Below are 20,615 nucleotides of genomic sequence, written 5' to 3'. Positions count from 1 at the left end.
GTTTTACATGTAAACTCTAGTGTATCGTAGCGGTTGCATATAGAAGGCAGGGATGATTAGGTGCAATCGCACCTAATCATCCAAAAGAGGCATTTAAAATTTTAGTGAACTTCTCTCCAGATTTTCACTTTCCAAGCATAGGCGAGGAGTGTGAAGAGAACCATATAGCCAATGAGTTTATACCCGAGATCTTCTCTTTCGGCTTTTTTACGATCACCCACTTTTTCCATATAAGCAATCACTTGGTTTTGAGCTTTTTCAGTCAAACCAACGCGTGGCATTGAGGTGCCTGCAAGCTGTTTTTGTGGATTGTTGATGAACGTTGTGAGGTAATCTTTGCCTTTTGAGCGAATCATCATCGAAAGATCCGGTGGTAGTGTGCCCATATACGCCATCAACGCTGTTTTATCAGTCGTACTCATCACTTTGTCGTATTTAATATCATGACATCGTTGGCACGCATCAGCATAGACTTGTTTGTCATCAATCGGTGTCACAGGCGCAATACTTTGAAGGTATGCCACAATGTCAGCAACCTCTTGATCCAAATCGCCACCCAGACCAAAGAACGCGATCATCGGGTGAGGACGAGATTCATTAAACTTGTGCTCGACTTTAAGCGCTTTGGTTGGATCTTTAATCAGAGCTGCGAGGAAGTTTTTATCATAAATCGCACCTGCCGTGCTAAGATCGGGTGGTACAACACCAAATGAAGCCGATGCACTGGCATGATCCATAGGTGCTTCCATACCTTGTGAACTGACACCATGACAGCCAATACAGCCTGCATTTAAGAAGGTTTCAGCCCCTTTAGTCGCATCGCCTTTTTTATCATTGACGCCTAAATCTTTAAAGGCAAAATCAGCAGGTGCAACATGAGGGTGCATTTGCGAATGCGCAAATGGCTCAACACCCCAATAGACAACCGCGGTAAAGAAGATTACAATGGCTAATATCTTTAACTCTCTCATTTGCAACCTCCAGTATTACATTTACAGTTCGCTTCCATTTTCGTAATGATTGGAAGAAGAATAAATAAGACAAGAAACGTAATGGTCGCACCAAAGCCAACCCATGCGTTGTTGCCTGTTGGAGGAAGTTTGCCATAAACGGTTAAAACGATCATGTCAATTAACAGTAACCAGAACCAAACAAAAAAGAGAGGTCGTTTATGCGCTGGAGCTACATGATCGGTATTTCTATCAAGGAACGGTAAAAGCATAAAGATCACGTTTGCAAAACCAAACGCAGCCAAACCAATATCCATAGCAGCAACGCCAGCAATGTCAAAGAAGAAACCACGAAGCACTTCATAACTCCACAAGAAGTACCACTCAGGGTAGATGTGTGCAGGTGTTTTCATATTGTTGGCAGGCTCAAAGTTAATAGGATCCATTGCAAAATCATAGTGGAAACAGACCAGATAGAAGAAGATAGTCAAAGCTACGCCTACAACAAAGAAATCTTTGGAGAGGAATACGGGCCAGAAAGGTACGACTTTAGATTCTACTTTTTTACCCTCAAGGTATTTTTTCGCTTCATCTTCAAAATCAAATTCTTCTGATTCTTGGTTATTCACATGCGGAACTCGTAAAGAGTAGAAGTGAACGGCAATCAAGAGTAAAATGACCAATGGCAATAAGAGTACATGTAACATAAAAAAGCGTGTTAAGGTTGCATCGGCAACCAAAAAGTCACCTCTGATCCAAACGACCAACGCTTCACCAATGAAAGGAATACCACCAAAAAGGTTGGTAATAACTTGCGCTGCCCAGTAGCTCATCTGTCCCCATGGAAGCATGTAACCACTAAACGCTTCTGCTGAGAACATACCAAAAAGTGCCATACCGGTTAACCAGATAATTTCACGCCCTTTTTTGTATGACCCGTAATAGATACCGGTGAACATGTGAATGTAAATGACAAGGAAAATGACGGAAGCTGAAACACCGTGGATATGACGCCACAACCAGCCGTACTCCACCTCTTGCATAATCGTGTAGTTCACACTGTCAAATGCTAGATTAATGTCTGGTTTGTAGTACATTAAAAGGAAGATTCCCGAAACAATAAGAATCATAAAAAGAACCATTAAAACAACACCCATTGCCCAAAGGAAGTTGATGTTTTTAGGAATCCAATACTCAGTCATCATCACTTTGATGAACTTGTTGACGGCTAATCGTTGATCGAGCCAATCGATGAAGCCTGTCGCTTTTCTAATTTCTGCCACGTTTGTCTCCTTTACGCTTTCTTAGGAACAAGTTTTTTATACTCTGGTCCCTCTTCACCAAGAACAAGTTTCGCTCCGTCTATTTTAAAAGGAGGAATGTCCATAGGTCTTGGAGGTGGTCCAAACGTATTGACGCCACTTGCATCAAACTCGCCACCATGACAGGCACACTTAAATTGTTTGGTTGTTGGTGTCCATGTTGGAATACACCCAAGATGGGTACAAAGTCCTATCATCACTGCATAGCTACTACCGCCTGCAACGATGTCTCGTTTCTCATTCTTTGGCATATCCGCACTTTTCTTCAAAATGAAAATCGGCTTGCCCCTCCATTGGATCGTTTGGACTTCTCCCTCTTTCATAGAAGAGAGATCAACGGTGATGAATCCAGCAGATTGTACGCTTGGGAGAGGATCCCAAGTTTTTTTCATAGCGCCAAGGGCTATGATGCCACCTGCCGCTGCAAAACCGCCGAATGCCATGCCGATAAAGTCTCTTCTGCTTGTTTCAACAGCCATTCTTTTTCCTTTCGTGTAGTTTAATTTGTGACAATTTTATCGCATCATTTATTAAGAATCTATGACATGTGTCAATTATTACAGATTTACGTCAATATTGCGTCAATTATTTTTTTTATTATGTATTTTAATATATACATGTAAAATATCTAAAGCAGCGGGTGTGATACCGCTAATCTCACTGGCAGCAAAAAGCGTGGGAGGGCTGAAGCGTTGTAGCTTCTCCACCACTTCGTTACTCAGCCCTGAAATCGAACTAAAATCCATCATCGGAGGAATTTTCACGTTGATCATCTCTTTCATCGTATCGATTTGATCTTTTTGCTTCTCAATATAGTTTTTATACTTCGCTTCAATGAGAATTTGCTCTTTAGCATCTTCATTAAATGCGCTGACGACGGGGGCTAACTTCTCAAGTTTTTCCACGGTAAATTCAGAACGCGCAACAATCTTTTGAAGCGTGACTTTATCGGTGATCTTCTCTTCCCCGATGCTCGCTAAAAAGGCATTGTTTTCATTGGAAGGCGTAAGCGTCGTCTCTTCAAGGTAGTCAAGTCCCTCTTCGAGTTGCATCTGCTTTTTGACCATGTGTTCATGCGTTTGCTCATCAATCAAGCCAATTTTGTAACCATACGGCATGAGCCTCAAATCGGCATTGTCTTCACGAAGCAGTAAACGATACTCGGCGCGAGAGGTAAACATACGGTACGGCTCTTTGGTACCTTTTGTTACCAAATCATCAATCAACACACCGATATACGCTTCATCGCGTCTTAGAATCAACGGCTCTTCTTCTCTTAAGCTCAATGAGGCATTAATGCCTGCCATTAACCCTTGTGCCGCTGCTTCTTCGTAGCCTGTGGTTCCATTGATCTGACCTGCGCAGTACAGACCTGAGACTTTTTTTGTCTCTAATGTATGCCTAAGCTCAGTTGGATCAACATAGTCGTATTCAATGGCATAACCAAAGCGGACAATCTTTGCATTTTCCATTCCTTCAACCGAGTGGATCATACTCAGCTGTGTATCAGTCGGAAGGGAGGTGCTAAAACCGTTGATGTAATACTCGGTTGCTTCGCGTGTTTGTGGCTCAATGAAAAGATGATGACGCTCTTTGTCACGGAAACGGTTGATTTTGTCTTCAATGCTCGGGCAATAACGTGGCCCTATGCCATTGATTTGCCCTGTAAACAGAGGGGCACGGTGAAAATTACTTTCGATAATCGTATGTGTTTCTTCGTTCGTATAAGCGATGTAACAAGGGAGTTGAAATGGTTTAAAGCTTGCACGATCGGTTCTAAAGCTAAACGGAAGAGGATTCTCGTCGCCTGGTTGAAGCTCCATCTTGGAAAAATCAATCGTTTTGGCATCGATGCGTGCACACGTACCCGTTTTGAGGCGTCCCATCGTAATCCCTAGTGATTTGATGGAATCGGAAAGTTTAATGGAGGGAAATTCTCCGACACGTCCCGATTCGTGTTTGTATTCACCAATGTGAATCAGACCTTTTAAAAAGGTTCCCGTGGTGATGATAATTTTTTGTGCGTGGTAGTGGTTGCCCATCGCGGTGATGATGCCTGTGACTTTGCCGTCTTCGGTGAGAATTTCGTCCGCAACTTCTTGGGCGACACTGAGGTTCTCCGTGTTGAGGATGATGGTACGCATATAAATGCGGTATCTGTCCATATCGATCTGCGCGCGACTGCCTCTGACTGCTGGGCCTTTTGAAAGATTTAACGTGCGAAATTGAATGCCTGCAGCATCGGTTGCCAGCGCCATTTGTCCGCCAAGCGCGTCGAGTTCTTTGACCAAATGACCTTTGGCAAGTCCTCCAATAGCAGGATTACAGCTAGCGGCACCAATTTGTTCTGCTAAAATAGAGATAAGAAGGGTCTTATGCCCAAGCCTTGCGGACGCTAAGGATGCTTCAATACCCGCATGTCCACCACCAATTACGATAACGTCATATTTCATAATACTCATACCTTCAATACATACATAGTTTGAATCATTATACTATGAATTGACTGTATATTAGGCGTAGGGTTCACTTTAAAATTGCTACAATAGCTTAAAATAAATATTGGGTGAACTATGTTTAAAGAGAAGCATTTAGCAAAACTTATTTTTCTAACGCCTATTGTGACCATTGGGCTCTTAACACTCTTTACACTCTCCTTTTTTATCTCCATGGAGCGTGCCAATCTGAATGTCGAGAGCAAAGCGTTAGAGCAAAAACTTTTACACCAGCAAAAAACGGTATTGGTCAATGAAATTCAAAAAGTGTTTCAGTATTTTGAGTATCATCTCTCAATGATGCATCGTACGATTGATTTGGAGTTAAAAGATAGGGTGGATGATGTGCACATGATGGGAATCAATCTCTTTGCGAAAGGCTCGCAGAGCAAGTCATTGCAAGTCCTACGTCAAGAGCTTTTGCTGATGCTCTCTTCTTTACATGTAAGCGGTCATCGAGGGTACTATTTTGTCTTGGATGCGAAAGGAAATATTCTTTATCCTTTAGAAGAGTTGGGTGATCGCATAGGACTTCAAAGTGCGGTACATGAAGCTTTAAAACATGAAGGGTATGCGACCAGCGAAGTAGGGCGACCAAGGCGCGTGTATGTCAAACCATTAGTGCCTTATGGATGGAGTATTGGCGCGGCGGAGTATCTGGATATTGCTACTTCAAGGCTAAAAGATGAGATGATCTCTTGGAGTGAGTCTTTACGGTATGGTGAGGGTGGATATATGTGGATACACAATACAACGCACACCCTTTTAGCGCACCCTTTTAGAGAAGAGAGCATTGGAAAAGATGACACACTGCTCAAAGATCAGGCTGGCAATACGATCATCCAAACGTTTGTCAAAAAAGCTTTGGAACAAGAGGATCAAGGGGCTTTTGTAGAGTATTTTTGGCGTAAACCTTATGAAGAGACACCGTCTAAAAAAATCTCGTATGTGGCACAGTTTAAACCATGGCATTGGGTGGTTGGGACGGGTGTGTATGGGGATGATGTACAAAAAGAGATTGCTTTAAAAAAAGAGGAGATGAAAGCGAAGATGGATCGCTATATCTTTGGTGTGATTGTGATAGCACTTGTCTCTATGCTGTGCGTGGGGTTTCTCTCGTACTTGGTAACGAAGCAGATTAATCGTGCGCTTGAGAGTTATCGTGAACGGGTGCGTCATAAAACCGAAGCACTCAAAGAGTTTAATGCCACACTGCGCTTTAAGATCAACAAAGCCCTCGAAGAGTCAAAGCAAAAAGATATGGCACTGCTTCAGCAGTCGAGGTTAGCGCAGATGGGTGAGATGCTCAGTATCATCGCGCACCAATGGAGGCAGCCTTTGAGTGAAGTTTCAGGCATTTTTATGGAGCTTGAAACCGCTTCAAAATTTGGAAAAGCAGATACAAAACTGATACACGAAAGTGCCAAGGAAGCGGATAAACTCTTAAGTTATATGTCCCGGACAATTGATGATTTTAGGCATTTTTTTAAACCTTCCAAAGCAAAAGAGAGCTTTTGGATTCAAAAGGCGTGTGAAGAGGCATTTAGTTTAGCGCAAGCGGTTTTGAAAAACTCCCATATCGCTTTACATGTAAAGATTTTTGATTCACCTAAAATTGAAGGATACCCCAATGAATACGCCCAAGTTATTCTCAATTTGATCCTCAATGCGAAAGATATTTTAATAGAGCGAAAAGTACCAGAGCCTCAAATTTGGGTGGAGATAGGTCGCACACCAGAAGGCAATGCTTTGGTCTGCGTGATGGACAATGGTGGTGGCATCAAGGAGAGCAATCTCAAAATGGTTTTTGAACCCTACTTTTCGACTAAAAAAGCTTCGAAAGGCAGTGGGCTGGGGCTTTACATGGCGAAGATGATTATTGAGCAAAATATGGGTGGAAAGATCGAAGTGGAAAATGACATTTTTGGGGCAAAATTTAGGGTAGAGGTGTCGTGATGGAAGCATCCTTAGAAGCATTAAAATCTATGAGCGTTTTATGTGTTGAAGATGAGGAGGGCATTCGTGCACGATTGGCAAAGACACTCTCCTACTATTTTGGAACCGTCTATGAAGCACGTCATGGATTTGAAGGGTTAGCGCTTTATGAGGCGCACCATCCTGATTTGATTATTAGCGATATTGGGATGAATGGCATGAGCGGCGTGGAGTTGGTTGCAACCATTCGTCAAAACGATAAACAAACGCCTATTATTATGCTGACCGCGTACAGTAAAGAGGAGTATTTAATGGAGCTGATTAATCTTAAAATTGATCATTTTATTCTCAAACCAGCCAATGCTGAGCGCCTTTTAGAGGGCATTAAACGCGCACTGGATGGCAAATTGATTGGGCGTATCAAACTAGGACGGGATCTTTTATTCTCTCCATTAGAGCGAAAACTGTTTTTGAAAGAGCTTGAAATTAGCCTCAACAAACGAGAGAAAGATTTTTTGCTTTTATTGCTACAGAATCAGAAAAAAATTACAACCTATGCACAGATCGAAGATACCCTTTGGGATGGAAAAGTCATGAGCAGCGAAGCCCTTAAAACGTTTATTAAAGATTTGCGTAAAAAGGTAACAATAGAGTTTTTAGAGAATCTCCCCCAAGAAGGGTATCGGCTTATTTTTTAAGCAATACAGCTCTTTTTTCCCCACTTTTTTCTCACCGCACTCTGTTAAGATGTGTTCAAAACTTTTTTAAGGAGTGCAGTATGTTACGAAAATTGGTTCTTCTTTCATGTACGGTTGGCGCCTTGATGGCGGCCACAATTAAAATGGATCTTAACGCCATTTATGGAGCAAACAACGTCCATACAAAGGGTGCAGAACAGTTTGCAGCGTTGGTGGATGAGTACACCAAAGGCAGTGTGAAAATCACGGTTCATGCGGGAGGCTCACTGGTGAAAGGTAGCCCGCTTCAAGCGGTCAAAGATGGCACGGTTGCCATGACAGATATGTTCATCCCTTTCACAGCAGGTGGAGGTAAGGTGTTTGGTATTTCTGCGTTACCGTTTGTAGCACATTCTTATGATGACGCGTATAAACTCTATCAAATCTCAAAGCCTGCGTATGAAAAAGCCGCCGCCACATGGAATCAAAAAATGCTCTACGCCGTCTCTTGGCCGCCGAGTGGGCTCTACACTAAAAAACCGATGAATACTAAAGCGGATTTTAGTGATCTTAAAACCAGAACTTACGATAAAAACTCGGCTGATTTTATCACCATAGTGGGAGGAAGTTCTGTGGCATTGCCATGGGGTGAAGTTTATTCAGCACTTAGCACGGGCATGGTAAATTCAGTGGTCACCTCTTCGGCTTCTGGAAAAGATGGAAAATTTTGGGAAGTTTTGAGTGATTTTACAAAAATTAACTATGCCTATCCATTGCAAGCCGTGACGATTAACCTAGATTACTGGAAAAGCTTAGATAAAGCACAACAAGATGCGCTGTTAAAAGCGGCTGAGAAAATTGAAAAATCGCAGTGGGAAGCCAGTAAAACAGAAGATGCTGTAGCACTAAAATTGATCTCCGATAATGGCGTTAAGATCACAGAGGCAAGCCCTGAGCTTAAAAAAGAGTTGGATGCGGTTGCTCAAAAAATGCTGGATGCGTATCTGATGGATGCTGATCCAATGATCAAAAAAATCTTTACGGAATATAAAAAACAATGAGACATTTTTTCATTGAGACTGCGCGAAAACTCTCCCTTGGGGGAGTTTTTATCGCTTCAACATTATTGATCATGCTTGTGGCTTTGATCTTGGTCGAGATAACCTTGCGTTATTTTTTTAACACCTCGACGATGCGTGCGGATGAGTACAGTGGATATCTCTACTTAGCCCTTGTCTGTTTTGGTTTTGGGCATACGTTTTTACGAGATGGGCATATTCGTATTACCTTTCTGACGGCTAAATTATCGACCAAAGCTTCTTCTTGGGTTGATATCTTTGCTGGTCTGAGCACCGTTGGGTTACTTTTGTTTATTTTTTATCGTACAGTATTGCTGGCATGGGATTCATACCAAACAGGCGTTGTTTCTGAGGGAGTATCGGCTACCCCACTTTTTATACCCCAACTGGCACTGCCTTTAGGTTTTGCACTGTTTAGTATGGCGGTGATTGCATTTATACTCCAAAGGATGGGACATCATGATTGCTGATCCACTATTATTATCCGCTGTGCTGATTGGTGTTATGTTTCTCTTTTTACTCTCATCTATTTGGATTGGGGCATCACTTTTTCTCACAGGTATTTTTGGAATGCTCATTTATGACCATCACCTTCCTCCTGCCATTAGTATTATCAACAAGATAGGCAATTTACTTGCGGGTTCTATTTATGATTCTATGAATTCATGGTCGCTTGCATCCTTGCCGATGTTTATTTTAATGGGTGAGCTTTTGCACTACTCTTCTATCTCCAACAAACTTTTTAATGGTTTGGTCCCTTGGCTTAGCAGTGTTCCTGGGCGATTACTGCACATCAATGTGGCGGCATGTTCCCTCTTTGCGGCTGTTTCTGGCTCATCTGCGGCGACCACAGCAACGGTTGGAAAGATCACATTGGATGAATTGCATAAAAGAGGCTACAGCAAATCTCTAGCCCTTGGCTCACTGGCTGGCAGTGGAACGCTAGGCTTTTTGATTCCTCCGAGTCTTATTATGATTATTTACGGCGTTTTAGCGGATGTCTCTATTGGTCGACTGTTTATTGCAGGCATCCTTCCTGGTCTTTTACTGGCAACGTCGTATTCTCTTTATATTATGGTGGTGGCATTTTTGGATAAAGGTGTTGTTCCTGCCAGCAAAGAACACTTCACCTGGGCGCAAAGAGCGGCGTCTCTTAAAGAGCTTTTCCCCGTGTTACTACTCATTACCGTGGTGATTGGAAGTATCTATGCTGGTATTGCTACACCAACGGAAGCCGCGGCTTTGGGAGTGTTTTTTTCGATCTTACTTGCGCTCTATTTTAAAAGCTTTAGTTTTGCTATATTCAAAATAGCGCTTGCCAATACCATTAAAACCACGGTCATGATCAGCTTCATCATCGCAGGAGCGGGCTTTTTATCGCAAGTCGTCGGTTTTTTAGGTATTGCGCGTGCCATCAGTGAATTTATCGCTTCTATGGGGTTAACGCCTTTGATGCTTGTTGTGGTTATAGCGATCATGTATATCATTCTTGGGATGATGTTAGATGGCATCTCCATGGTCGTTATGACACTGCCTATAGTCCTTCCTATTGTCACGTTGGCAGGGTTTGATGCCCTTTGGTTTGGCATCTTTTTAGTTTTTATGGTGGAGATGGCACAGATCACACCGCCTGTTGGCTTTTCCCTTTTTGTCATTCAGAGCATCTCTGGTGAAAAAATAGGCTTTATTATTCGAGCAACAATGCCCTTTTTCCTTATAATGGTTTTAATTACGGCTATGGTAACATTGTTCCCAGAAATAGTCTTTTATTTACCCAATAGGATGATCGGATGAGTATAAAATTAAACTGTGATGCGGGCGAGAGTTTTGGCTCGTGGAAAATGGGGTTGGATGAGGCGATAATGCCTTATGTCGATATGGCAAATTTTGCCTGTGGGTTTCATGCGGGAGATCCGCTCATCATGGATCGTTCCATTAAATTGGCGTTGAAGCATGGCGTGAGCATTGGTGCGCACCCTGCGTATCCTGATTTGATGGGGTTTGGTAGACGAAGCATGGTTTGCTCTTTGGATGAAGTTGAGTCGATGGTGATTTACCAAATTGGCGCACTCCAAGGCTTTGCAACGGCCAATGGCGCAACACTTTCCTACGTCAAACCGCACGGTGGGCTTTACAACGATATGATGAAAGATGAGCGCATCTTTAAAGCCGTAGCAACCGCCGTAGCGCGGGTAAATCCAAAACTCAAACTGATGATTCTCTCCATGGTGGATACTTCCAAGCAAGAAGCGATTGCCAAAGAGCTTGGCTTAGAGCTGATCTATGAAGTGTTTGCCGATCGTGCGTACGATGATAACGGTCTTTTAGTACCAAGAACGCAAAAAGGTGCCGTGTTGCATGACGTTCAAACAGTCATTGAGCGTTTGAAACTGCTTCAAAAAGAGAGCGTTCTAGAGACGATTTCGGGGAAAAAGATCGCTCTTCGAGCCGATACCTTATGTGTGCATGGCGACAATGAAGAAGCCGTTACCATGGTAGAAACCCTTAGGAAAAGCATGTGAGTAGACGTTATGCCATTGCCTCAGAATCGTCCGCTATTGTCTATTTTGGAACCACAATCGATCCTTTGATCTCCCAAGAGGTGCAAAAAGCCTATCAAGCGCTTAAAGCAAAGAACCAAGAAGGCTTTTACGAGATCATTCCCTCCTACGCGTCGTTGATGGTGAGTTACGATGTGATGCGTTTTGATTTTGATACGGTCTGTGAGATCATCGAAAATAGCATCCATCAAGCAGAAGCGCTTACCCTTAGCGAGCCTAAAATTATCACGATTCCGGTCTATTATGGGCGTGAAGTTGGGCTTGATTTGGAGCTGTTGGCGCAGGAAAAAAACCTCAGTGTGGAGGAGATTATCGCTTTACATGTAAAAGGGTTGTACACGGTCTATGCGATTGGGTTTGCACCAGGATTTGCCTACCTTGGCGAGATCGATGAACGTTTGGCGACGCCCCGTTTAGCGAGTCCAAGAAAGGCGGTTCCCAAAGGCAGTGTCTCCATTGCCGATCGCCAAACCGCGGTGTATCCTACTCAAAGCCCAGGAGGCTGGAAAGTGCTGGGGCGAACCCCCACGGCGATGTTTGATGCTTCGTATGAGGGGCTTTCCCTTTTACATGTAGGCGATCATGTCCGCTATGAATCCATCTCCAAAGAGGAATTTTTAAAGCTAGGAGGTGAGCTATGAACGGTTTTATCGTTGAAAACGGCGGACTTCAAAGCTCGATTCAAGATGCGGGGCGTCGGGGTTTTAGTGACATTGGCTTGACGCAAAGTGGTGCGATGGATGAGATGGCATTTGGGTATGCGAATCTTCTTGTGGGCAATGCGTTTAACACACCTGCCATTGAGATCGCCATGGGCGGTGCTTCGTTTAAAGCCAGAAGCGAGATGTGCATCGCGATTTGTGGGGCTAATATGCAGCCTACATGTAACGGACATAAGATCGCCTTGTGGCAGACCCATCTGCTGAGGCGTGGGGATGTGATTGCCTTTGATTTTGCCAACGAAGGGCAATTTGCCTACATCGCCGTTGCGGGAGGATTTCAAACGCCTTTTGCGTATGGAAGTTATTCCACCAGTTTGAAAGAGGGGTTGGGAGGGGTTGAAGGACGTAAGCTCAAAAGTGGAGATCTGTTGCACACCTTTGGAAACAGGTGTCCTGTGGATCGACGAAAACTGGAGCGAAAATTTATCCCAAAATACCCTGATACCATCACCGTGCGTCTGGTCAAAGGCTACCAAGAAGCGATGTTTGATCCCAAATCGCAAGAGACATTTTTCAACAGTGTGTATACCTTCAAAGGCGAGGGCGATCGCATGGGGTACCGTCTCAGTGGCGAAAAAGTTGTGCCCACTCACACAGGAATTCTCTCCGAGCCCATCTGTTATGGTGCGGTGCAAGTGCCCAGCCATGGTGAGCCGATCGTGCTGTTAAAAGAGCGCCAAACGATTGGGGGGTATCCTAAAATCGGCTCCGTTATCGCCGTGGACTGTTTTAAACTCGCGCAACTCAAAGCGGGTGGAAACGTGAAGTTTAAAGAGGTAAGTTTGAAGGAGGCGCAAAGGGCAATGAGAGCCTTTTACACCTTTTTTAAAGCGCAAGAAGCGTAATGCTTCTTGCCTCTAAGTTCTAAAATTTCCTAAAACGTTGTTGAGCTTTTCGGTGAGGTCGCTGAGATGCTCGGTTGCACTGCTGACCTCTTCCATACTGCGCGTGTTGCTCACCGTAATCGTGTTGATCTCTTCGATTTTAATGACAATGTCATCAATCTTTTTACCCGTGTTAATATAATCATGCACGGTGTTTTCACTCGAAACGGTTGCATTGTCCATAATCACGGCGGTTTCGTTGATGTTTTTCTCCACTTCCGTCGCAATTTTCGTCAGGTTTTCCATGCTTTGTGAATTGACCTTCATGTGATCACTGGCGTCATTAATCGCTTGGACAATGACATTGATCGTCGCGTTGATCTCTGTGAGGCTTTTTTGCGTACGTTCGGCTAAATTACGGACTTCATCGGCAACCACGGCGAAGCCTCGACCATGTTCCCCCGCACGCGCCGCTTCGATGGCGGCATTGAGAGCGAGTAAATTGGTTTGATCGGCGATGTCGGAGATCACCGTTAAAACCCCTTTAACTTGGTCTGCATCATTGCTCAGCTGTGAAATTTGGCGTGCCAATTCCACTTCGGTGCTCGCACTGGTCTCTACGTGGTTGGCAAGTTTTAAGATCTGATTTTTAGCATTTGTCAGCTTTGTATGCGCTTCGGAGATCTCTACTTCAGACTGTTTGGCTTTTTGCAGTGAGAGGGATAGCTCTTCTTTGATGGTGCGAGACATGTCATTGGTTGCATTGACGATCAACGAGGTCTCTTCTGCTCTACGCCCGACTTCAAGGGCTGTGGAGCTGAGTTCATTGGCAACGGAGGCATTCTCATTGCTCGAAGATTTTGCCATGCTCACGGTATTTCTGACTTTATCGATGAAAAGGTTAAAGGCAATGGAGGTGAGACCTATCTCATCGCCACTTTTGATCTCCATTTTTTTGGTCAGATCGCCATCGCCACTGGAGAGGTTTTCAGCGCGCATTTTAAGCTCTTTAACAGGGGCAATCACCGATTTTTTAAGCGTCACGATCAGCATCGCCATAACCAGTAGTGTAATGATCGCCATCGTCATGATGAGCTTAATCACAGCCGATTGCGCTTCATGCACAACCGCTTTGACGGCAGTAATTTTTTTAGCGATTAACACTTCACCTGCTTTGCTTCCATCAAAGGCTTTGAGCTCGTCTCTGACGACAAAATAAGAGGGGGTAAAAAAGCTAGCACCTTTAGCGTTAAGATCAAGGTCTTTGATCTCTTCAAAGAGTTTCATATCGGTGATCTCTTTTTTCTGAGAAAGGGCGGTGTCTTTGGCAAGAAGTGCGTCTTTAGCGGTGGCGCTGAGGTTGAGCTGTTTTTTCTCGGTCAAAAAGAGCACACTCGCCCCAATATCGTCTTTGGCATTTTGAACCGCGGCATCAAAGGTGTCGATAAATTCGACAGAACCTAAATACGCGTTATCTTTGACAATGGGAGCAACACCTCGCAACGACATGCCCGCAACACCCATTTCGATGGCGGTGAGTGGCTGTTTGGTCTCTTTGACTTTTTTGATGGTATGACGAAAACCCGAGAGGTCATCACCAAATTTTTTGGGCATCCACTCTCTGAGAAAACTTTTAATGTCTTGCGTGTGAATGTGAATCTGCGCCTCTTTAAAATCGGTCTTCTCTTTGTAGAGCTTGGTCAGCTCTTTAAGCCCTTTGATGGCAATGTCACGGTCATTGTTGAGAAGTGATTCGATCACGTAGTAATTAGACGCAATGGTAATCGCGTTGGTCAGCGCAACGTCGTATTGGGCTTCGAGTTGATTTTTGACATAGACACTGAGTTCGCCTTTTTCTTTGGCAACACGTCTTTCTCGATCCCTTGAATGCTTAGATATGACGTAAAAAGTATCAGAATAAGTCCAATAAAGAGCCCTCCAAAGAGAGGAATGTAAATCTTTTGCGCAATTGTCCAATTCTTCATAACGGTATCTCCTGCAAGAACATTTTAAACGATTATACTAATATTTTTTTAAGAAAAACTTTTTGAAATGCCTTTTTTAGGGCTTTTGCTCTCTTAGAATAGTTCAATGATAAAAGCGTTATAATAAAAGTACAGAAAGAGTAAAAAGGTTAAAAAATGTTTACAGGGTTGATTCGAGAATTTGCAGAAGTGCTCAGCTATACCACTCCTATTTTAACGCTTCGTGCGACGTATAAACCTAAAATTGGCGATAGCATTGCGATTAATGGTGCGTGCTTGACCGTTATCTCCCTTTTTGAAGGTGGGTTTAGCGTGGAACTCTCACAGGAGAGTCGATCTTTGCTGGCGGTTGAAAACCTGAAAGGTAAGGTGCATATTGAACCAGCCCTTGCTTTGGGAGACCGACTTGATGGGCATATGGTGCAAGGGCATGTGGATTGTGTGGGTGTGATTGAGAAGCTGAATCAAAAAGAAAATGGGCTGGACATTGAGGTGAGTATTCCTACAAAACAGCTCATTTATGTGATTCCAAAGGGGAGCATTACCATCGATGGCGTGAGTTTGACGGTGAATGATGTGAACGAAAAAAGTTTCCGTTTGACAATCATTCCACACACATTAGCGCAGACATTGATTGGCACGTATAAACTAGGGCGACGTGTGAATGTGGAGACCGATATGTTTGCACGCTACCTTCATCACATGTTTTCTAAAAAAGAGGGACTCGACTGGAACAGCGTGGATCGCATTATGGCGATTTATTGATGCAGCATTTTTTTACCAACCGCTTTGAAGGTGTGAGCGAAGCGCCGTTTGAGAGTCTTAATTTTGGATTACATGTAAACGATACGGCTTTACATGTAAACCAAAATCGGGAGATTTTAAAAGCAAAGCTGGGCGTTTCAAAATTGGTGTTTATGGATCAAGTGCATGGTGATACGATCACGCAGATCCACCGTGGCGATGAGATGCCAACGTGTGATGCGATGATCACCGATCTCTCAGACATCGCGCTTGCGGTGATGGTGGCAGATTGCATTCCTATTTTGTACTACGATGAAAGGCATCACGCCATTGGTGTGGCGCATGCGGGGAGGGTTGGAACGCTTTTACAGGTTGGGCCAAAGTGTGCTCGTACAATGGCTGAAAGCTTTGGGACACGAATGGAAGAGCTTACCATTTGGATGGGACCTTCGATTCGTTCGTGCTGTTATGAAGTGGGATACGAGGCAACCCAAGGATTTGAAACAGCGTTACATGTAAAGAGTGGAAAATACTTTTTGGATTTGCAAGGTGCCAATCTTCAAGCGTTTTTGGACATGGGCATCAAGCGGGAAAATATAATGATTTCAGAGGTGTGTACTTGTTGCGATAGCCACTATTTTTCCTACCGAAGAGATAAAATCACAGGACGTTTTGCAGGAGTGATTGCGTTATGATAAACAGAGGATTGTCGCACTATCAACGTGTGCAAAAGAGTGTTGCGGAGCTTGAAAACAGGGCTTTTTTAGAAAAGATTATGGAAAAAGGAGCGCTGTACAATATCGCTTTTTTACAAAACAGAGCGTTGATGGAGATGATTTTAACACTACCTGAAGAAAAGATCGATGCGCAGCAAGTGGATCACATGAAGAAGCTCCTCTCATGGCTTTGGCAGACACAAGAGGAAGCAAGAGTTAGCTAATTAGCGTGCGCCACAACCGCATTTGTGTCCGTCACTTGGAACTGAAGTCTCTTTAAGTGCGCAAAGTGCGCCTTCGTAGTTTGGCTCTTCGGTAATTTCAGGGCAGATCTCTTTGTAAATCACTTTTCCCTCTTTACTCACAACAAAAATAGCTCTTGCACTTAGACCTTTAAGTGGGCCATCCGCGATTAAAACGCCATACGCGCTTGCAAGTGCTTTGTCTCTAAAGTCACTACCAACTTGAAGGTTTTCAATGCCCTCTGTGGTACAGAAACGTCCCATTGCAAAAGGAAGGTCCATCGAAGCAACAATGACAGTTGCGTCAGACATAGCCGCAGCTTTGGTGTTAAACGTACGTGTCTCTTGTGCACAGACGGCTGTGTCAAGTGAAGGAACGATGACGATGATTTGCGTTTTCTCGCTTGCGCCACCGACTTTGATTTCACTGAGGTCTTTTGCTACAAGTGTAACAACGGGTGCTTTATCGCCAACGTTAATTTCTGTGCCTGATAGCGCTACTGAATTGCCTTTGAGTTTGGTTGATGCCATGGTGTTTCCTTTAGAAAAGATATATAGATGTGAAAATTATAGCTAACTCGGATAAATCAACTCTTAATTTAAAAAGTTAGAGAATTTGACTGAGAAAGCAATAGACTTTTTGCAAAACAGAAGTAAAAAGCACCAAGGGTGCGTGGGCATTGCGCCAAGCATTACTCAGTGTTAACGTAGTCTTTAAAGCTTTGCTTTAAAAACGTGTCACGATGAAAGTGAGCAGTAAGCTTCGACGTTTGAGATAATGCTCTTTTCCAACTGATACGTTTCCACCATCTGTTCAAGCAACACAGACGCTTCTTCGCTCTGCCCACGCTCAAAGGTCGTCGCAATGGTTAAAATGGTGACTTCTAGGGGTGTGGCATACGTTTCGCTTTTGGTGGGAAAGAGTCGTTTGCTATAGAGCGGCTCGTGGTGCATGGCGACGATCTTAGCAATTTTTTCAAACCCTTTGATCTGCCCTAAAATAATCTGCGCATCAAATCCTTGGCGTCGCAGATGAATAGACTCTTCATCACTCAATGGCGCTGTTTTGGTGGCAATGTTATCTGGAATGCGCAGTTTGCCTAGATCGTGCAAGAGTGCGGAGAGTTCGAGACACTCTTGGTCACGCAACGAAAGTCCTGCAAGGCGCGCAATGTAGCGCGCAAGAGACGCCACATTTAAGGTGCGCTCTTTTTGCATCGACTCTTTTGCATCGACGATACCTGAAAACATTAAAGCTATTTTTTTCAAAATATCAAAGGGTACTGCTTGAATTTCGCCTTGATCAACCCACTCTTTGAAGTAATACGGCAGTGCCGTTGATTCTAAATAGTACCAAAAAAATTCCGTGTGAGACGCCTCTTTGAACGCATCGCAGAGCAGGGGCGAAAACATCGAAGGTGTATGATGTTGAATGATGGAACGAATCGTCTCTTTTTCGTGGTACAGATGCGCTCCAAATTGAGAACGCAGCGCATCAATACGATCCGCTAGATAAATCAGATTGGCGTAGAGTTTGATCTCTTCATTGACATAGGGACAGAATGCTTTCCAATGGGTGTGATGAAACGCGATGACCTCGACATAATCGCTGTAAAGAGGCACTTCTTTGAGTAAACTAGCCCCTTTGGCGCAATGCACGTAAGAATCTTCCCAATCTAATTGACTCACAATTGCATGATGTACGCCCGTGGATGAAACCCCACAATCATGCAGCATCGCCATCATCATCACTTTATCAAGTTTTGACTCTCTCCAGCCCAGTTGTTTACCGATTTCACACGCAATGTACGCGACACGTTTGCCGTGCATGATGTCATCAATTCCTACATAATCAAGTGCTTCGCAGAGCACGTAGGTGAGTTCTCGCACATTAAGTTGGTACAGCATTGGATCCTCCTTAAAAGATCTTTCATGATTAAAAGTCTACCCCTGATCTGTTGCAATGGCGTTATATTTGTTATAATCACGCTTCATAAAAAGGATGAAAATGCACGTTTATCTACTTTTGGTGTTGTGTGTACTCTTTTGGTCCGCCAACTTTGTCCTCGGGCGTTTTGTCGCAGGCGCTATTGAGCCCTTAGAGTTAGCGTTTTTTAGATGGCTGGGTGTTTGGCTTCTGATGTTTCCGTTTTTACTCTTACATGTAAAGCGTATTTGGGCAGCACTAAAAAGCTATTTTGGCATTTTACTTCTCCTCTCAGCCCTTGGTATTGCGAGTTTTAATACACTTTTATACGTTGGTTTACAACACACAACCGCAACGAATGCGCTGCTGATTAACTCCTCCATTCCCATCATCATTGTGTTTCTCTCTTCGCTGATCCTCAAATCCACCATCTCACACAAGCAGATGTTAGGCATCGTGCTCTCAACGCTGGGTGTCGTCTTTTTAGTGCTCAAAGGCAATGTGATGAGCCTTCACTCTTTAAGTCTCAATCCTGGTGATTTTTGGGTGATCGCTTCATCGCTTTGTTGGGCGAGTTACAGTGTTTTGGTCAAATTTCGCCCTCAAAGCTTGAGCAGTATGGAGTTTTTTATCACCACGGTGAGTTTGGGTGTGCCCATGCTTTTACCCTTTTACGTGGCGCAAGGGTACTCTTTGGAGCGCGAAATGGCGATTATCACGCAGTACACGTGGGTGATTGCGTATGTGGTGATTTTTACGTCGATTCTTTCGTATTACCTGTGGCACAAAGGCATTGCGCACATTGGAGCCTATAAAACAGGGCAATTTACCCATTTGATGCCACTGTTTGGCAGTTTTTTAGCCTATATTTTTTTAGGGGAACGTTTAGAGTGGTACCATTTAGGGGGCGTTGTTTTGATCTTTGGTGGGATTTATCTCTGTTTACATGTAAAGAAAAAAGAGGCTCTCACGCATTGATGGGAAGTTTAGGGTTTGGTTTGCCGATGTAAAAGCCTTGCGCATAATCAATCCCGATCTCTTGAACACACTCAAGAACCTCTTTGGAGTGAACATACTCTGCGATCGTTTTGATGTTGAGCTCTTTGGCAAAGTTGACGATCGTCTTAACGATAATCTTGGTCTCTTCATTTTGATGGATATTTTTAATCAAACTTCCATCAATCTTAATAAAATCAACCCTAAGCTCCGTCAATCGTTCAAAATTGGAGTACCCTGAGCCAAAATCATCAATCGCAATCTTCGCCCCATACGACTTCACTTGGTCAATAAATTTGGCAATCGCTTCGTAATTTTCAATACCATCGCTCTCCAAAATCTCAAAAATAACCCAAGGTCCCACATTAAACTCTTCGAGCTTTTCGATGATGAAGGTGGTGGTAACAAGGTTGGTCATATCGAGGTAAGAGAGGTTGATGGAGAAGCTATTGGAGGAGATTTGAAAGGTTTCAAACGCCTTTTGAATCAATGCCATCGAAAGTTTTGAGTAGATCTTTGAGTGTTTCGCAACGTCTAAAAACTCAGCAGGCAGATAGTAGGTTCCATCCTCTTTTTTGATCCGCATCAGTGTCTCAAACTTCTCAATCTCATTGGTGTGAAGGTTCAAAATGGGCTGGAAAAAAGGGATGACGTAGTCTTTGGCAAGCGCTTCTTTGAGGGTGTGGTTCATCATCATATTGTGATGGTACTCTGCTTCTTTGAGGCTGCTTTTCTCATAAATCATATAGGGCAAGCGTTTGTTTTTAGCCTCTTTACAGGCGATCGAAGCGAGTTTAAGAATATTCTTTTTGCCTTGATGCGCGCCGATGGAAAGTGTTGTATCGACTTCAACCTCTTCACAAATGATGCGATCTTTGGTGATTTTCATCGAGATCTTTTTGAGGTATTTTTTGAGGTTGTATTCACTAAAAGGGACACGAATCAAAATGGCGTAAATGTCGGCTTCAAATTTATAGAGGGTGGCATCCACGGGGGGAAGATTGTGGAAAAGCCATTCACCGATCACTTTGAGAAAATTGTCGCCAAAGTTGTGACCGTAAAAGTTGTTTGTGTTTTGAAACGAGTCAATGTTGATAATAATCAACGTCGAATCAATGTTGGGGTCAAGTTTTTTGTTGTCTTTTAAGAGCTTGAGTCGATTGGGAAGTTTCGTGTTGAGATCGATGTAGAGATTTTTGCGCAGTTCGCTTTGAAGATGGGCATTGCTTTTTTGTAATTTTGTAACAAAAAAGAAGCAAAGCGTACTAATCACACTCAGCAAAGCATACGCAAGAAACGTATAATGATACGAAATAGCGATATAAATAGGGCATAAGATCAGTGTTAGAAAAAATCCTGTTTTTAGATAGAGCTTTTTAGTATTCTCCAAACGCCTTCCCTTGACCCAATGATGCGTACACTTACATGTAAGGACGCACT

20 protein-coding genes are annotated in these 20,615 nt (G+C 43.5%); 12 read left to right on the top strand and 8 right to left on the bottom strand.

Going from position 1 to position 20,615, the window contains the following annotated elements:
* Nucleotides 1–101: 101 nt before the first annotated feature.
* The 4 genes from SMUL_RS12565 to mnmG form a co-directional block, all read right to left on the bottom strand.
* Nucleotides 102–971 (bottom strand): c-type cytochrome, encoded by an 870-nt coding sequence (locus tag SMUL_RS12565; RefSeq protein ID WP_025345609.1) that lies wholly within the window; start codon nucleotides 969–971, stop codon nucleotides 102–104.
* Nucleotides 968–2,233, bottom strand: coding sequence for a cytochrome b (locus SMUL_RS12560; protein ID WP_025345608.1), 1,266 nt, complete (start codon nucleotides 2,231–2,233; stop codon nucleotides 968–970). The genes SMUL_RS12565 and SMUL_RS12560 overlap by 4 nt, the downstream gene beginning before the upstream one ends.
* Before the next feature lie 11 nt (nucleotides 2,234–2,244).
* Nucleotides 2,245–2,751 (bottom strand): ubiquinol-cytochrome c reductase iron-sulfur subunit, encoded by a 507-nt coding sequence (petA, locus tag SMUL_RS12555; RefSeq protein WP_025345607.1) that lies wholly within the window; start codon nucleotides 2,749–2,751, stop codon nucleotides 2,245–2,247.
* 102 nt (nucleotides 2,752–2,853) lie between these two features.
* Nucleotides 2,854–4,725, bottom strand: a complete 1,872-nt coding sequence (gene mnmG, locus SMUL_RS12550; protein ID WP_025345606.1) for a tRNA uridine-5-carboxymethylaminomethyl(34) synthesis enzyme MnmG — start codon at nucleotides 4,723–4,725, stop codon at nucleotides 2,854–2,856.
* Between the two features lie 120 nt (nucleotides 4,726–4,845).
* Between mnmG and SMUL_RS16780 the strand changes: the two genes are divergently transcribed.
* The 8 genes from SMUL_RS16780 (at nucleotide 4,846) to SMUL_RS12510 (ending at nucleotide 12,586) form a co-directional block, all read left to right on the top strand.
* Complete coding sequence (locus SMUL_RS16780; protein WP_025345605.1) at nucleotides 4,846–6,723, top strand: sensor histidine kinase; 1,878 nt, start codon at nucleotides 4,846–4,848, stop codon at nucleotides 6,721–6,723.
* On the top strand, nucleotides 6,723–7,400 hold the full coding sequence (locus SMUL_RS12540) for a response regulator transcription factor (RefSeq protein ID WP_025345604.1): 678 nt from the start codon (nucleotides 6,723–6,725) through the stop codon (nucleotides 7,398–7,400). The genes SMUL_RS16780 and SMUL_RS12540 overlap by 1 nt, the downstream gene beginning before the upstream one ends.
* Before the next feature lie 80 nt (nucleotides 7,401–7,480).
* A complete protein-coding gene (locus SMUL_RS12535) occupies nucleotides 7,481–8,440 on the top strand; it encodes a TRAP transporter substrate-binding protein (protein ID WP_025345603.1) in 960 nt (319 codons plus the stop codon).
* Nucleotides 8,437–8,928, top strand: a complete 492-nt coding sequence (locus SMUL_RS12530) for a TRAP transporter small permease subunit (protein ID WP_025345602.1) — start codon at nucleotides 8,437–8,439, stop codon at nucleotides 8,926–8,928. The genes SMUL_RS12535 and SMUL_RS12530 overlap by 4 nt, the downstream gene beginning before the upstream one ends.
* On the top strand, nucleotides 8,918–10,252 hold the full coding sequence (locus SMUL_RS12525; RefSeq protein ID WP_025345601.1) for a TRAP transporter large permease: 1,335 nt from the start codon (nucleotides 8,918–8,920) through the stop codon (nucleotides 10,250–10,252). The genes SMUL_RS12530 and SMUL_RS12525 overlap by 11 nt, the downstream gene beginning before the upstream one ends.
* Nucleotides 10,249–10,980: a 5-oxoprolinase subunit PxpA gene (locus tag SMUL_RS12520; RefSeq protein WP_025345600.1), complete on the top strand. Its 732-nt coding sequence runs from the start codon at nucleotides 10,249–10,251 to the stop codon at nucleotides 10,978–10,980. Before SMUL_RS12525 ends, SMUL_RS12520 begins: the two co-directional genes overlap by 4 nt.
* Nucleotides 10,977–11,660: a 5-oxoprolinase subunit PxpB gene (pxpB, locus tag SMUL_RS12515; RefSeq protein ID WP_025345599.1), complete on the top strand. Its 684-nt coding sequence runs from the start codon at nucleotides 10,977–10,979 to the stop codon at nucleotides 11,658–11,660. The genes SMUL_RS12520 and pxpB overlap by 4 nt, the downstream gene beginning before the upstream one ends.
* Nucleotides 11,657–12,586 carry a 5-oxoprolinase subunit C family protein gene (locus SMUL_RS12510; protein WP_025345598.1) on the top strand — a complete coding sequence of 310 codons (930 nt, stop codon included), beginning with the start codon at nucleotides 11,657–11,659 and terminating at the stop codon, nucleotides 12,584–12,586. The genes pxpB and SMUL_RS12510 overlap by 4 nt, the downstream gene beginning before the upstream one ends.
* 12 nt (nucleotides 12,587–12,598) lie before the next feature.
* Here the strand turns inward: SMUL_RS12510 and SMUL_RS16775 are convergent, their stop codons facing one another.
* Nucleotides 12,599–14,542, bottom strand: coding sequence for a methyl-accepting chemotaxis protein (locus tag SMUL_RS16775; protein ID WP_223809706.1), 1,944 nt, complete (start codon nucleotides 14,540–14,542; stop codon nucleotides 12,599–12,601).
* 164 nt (nucleotides 14,543–14,706) lie between these two features.
* Here SMUL_RS16775 and SMUL_RS12500 point away from each other — a divergent pair, with 164 nt between their 5' ends.
* From SMUL_RS12500 to SMUL_RS12490, 3 genes are read left to right on the top strand one after another with little or no spacing between them, the layout of a single operon-like run.
* Nucleotides 14,707–15,315 carry a riboflavin synthase gene (locus tag SMUL_RS12500; RefSeq protein ID WP_025345597.1) on the top strand — a complete coding sequence of 203 codons (609 nt, stop codon included), beginning with the start codon at nucleotides 14,707–14,709 and terminating at the stop codon, nucleotides 15,313–15,315.
* Complete coding sequence (gene pgeF / locus SMUL_RS12495) at nucleotides 15,315–15,989, top strand: peptidoglycan editing factor PgeF (RefSeq protein ID WP_025345596.1); 675 nt, start codon at nucleotides 15,315–15,317, stop codon at nucleotides 15,987–15,989. The genes SMUL_RS12500 and pgeF overlap by 1 nt, the downstream gene beginning before the upstream one ends.
* The gene (locus tag SMUL_RS12490) at nucleotides 15,986–16,234 is read left to right on the top strand and encodes a hypothetical protein (protein WP_025345595.1); all 249 of its coding nucleotides are present in this window, start codon (nucleotides 15,986–15,988) and stop codon (nucleotides 16,232–16,234) included. The genes pgeF and SMUL_RS12490 overlap by 4 nt, the downstream gene beginning before the upstream one ends.
* Here the strand turns inward: SMUL_RS12490 and tpx are convergent, their stop codons facing one another.
* Together tpx and SMUL_RS12480 are read right to left on the bottom strand one after the other, a co-directional pair.
* A complete protein-coding gene (gene tpx / locus SMUL_RS12485; RefSeq protein WP_025345594.1) occupies nucleotides 16,235–16,783 on the bottom strand; it encodes a thiol peroxidase in 549 nt (182 codons plus the stop codon). It abuts the gene before it with no gap.
* 207 nt (nucleotides 16,784–16,990) lie between these two features.
* Nucleotides 16,991–18,160, bottom strand: coding sequence for an HD-GYP domain-containing protein (locus SMUL_RS12480; protein WP_025345593.1), 1,170 nt, complete (start codon nucleotides 18,158–18,160; stop codon nucleotides 16,991–16,993).
* Between the two features lie 100 nt (nucleotides 18,161–18,260).
* Between SMUL_RS12480 and SMUL_RS12475 the strand changes: the two genes are divergently transcribed.
* Nucleotides 18,261–19,157 carry a DMT family transporter gene (locus SMUL_RS12475; RefSeq protein WP_025345592.1) on the top strand — a complete coding sequence of 299 codons (897 nt, stop codon included), beginning with the start codon at nucleotides 18,261–18,263 and terminating at the stop codon, nucleotides 19,155–19,157.
* Here SMUL_RS12475 and SMUL_RS12470 read toward each other — a convergent pair.
* Nucleotides 19,147–20,565, bottom strand: coding sequence for an EAL domain-containing protein (locus SMUL_RS12470; protein ID WP_025345591.1), 1,419 nt, complete (start codon nucleotides 20,563–20,565; stop codon nucleotides 19,147–19,149). The two genes, SMUL_RS12475 and SMUL_RS12470, sit on opposite strands and share 11 nt — an antisense overlap.
* Nucleotides 20,566–20,615: the final 50 nt, after the last annotated feature.

Origin of the sequence: Sulfurospirillum multivorans DSM 12446, assembly GCF_000568815.1 — a bacterium.
Taxonomy (GTDB): Bacteria; Campylobacterota; Campylobacteria; order Campylobacterales; family Sulfurospirillaceae; genus Sulfurospirillum; species Sulfurospirillum multivorans.
This window is presented reverse-complemented; position numbering and strand designations above follow the sequence as displayed.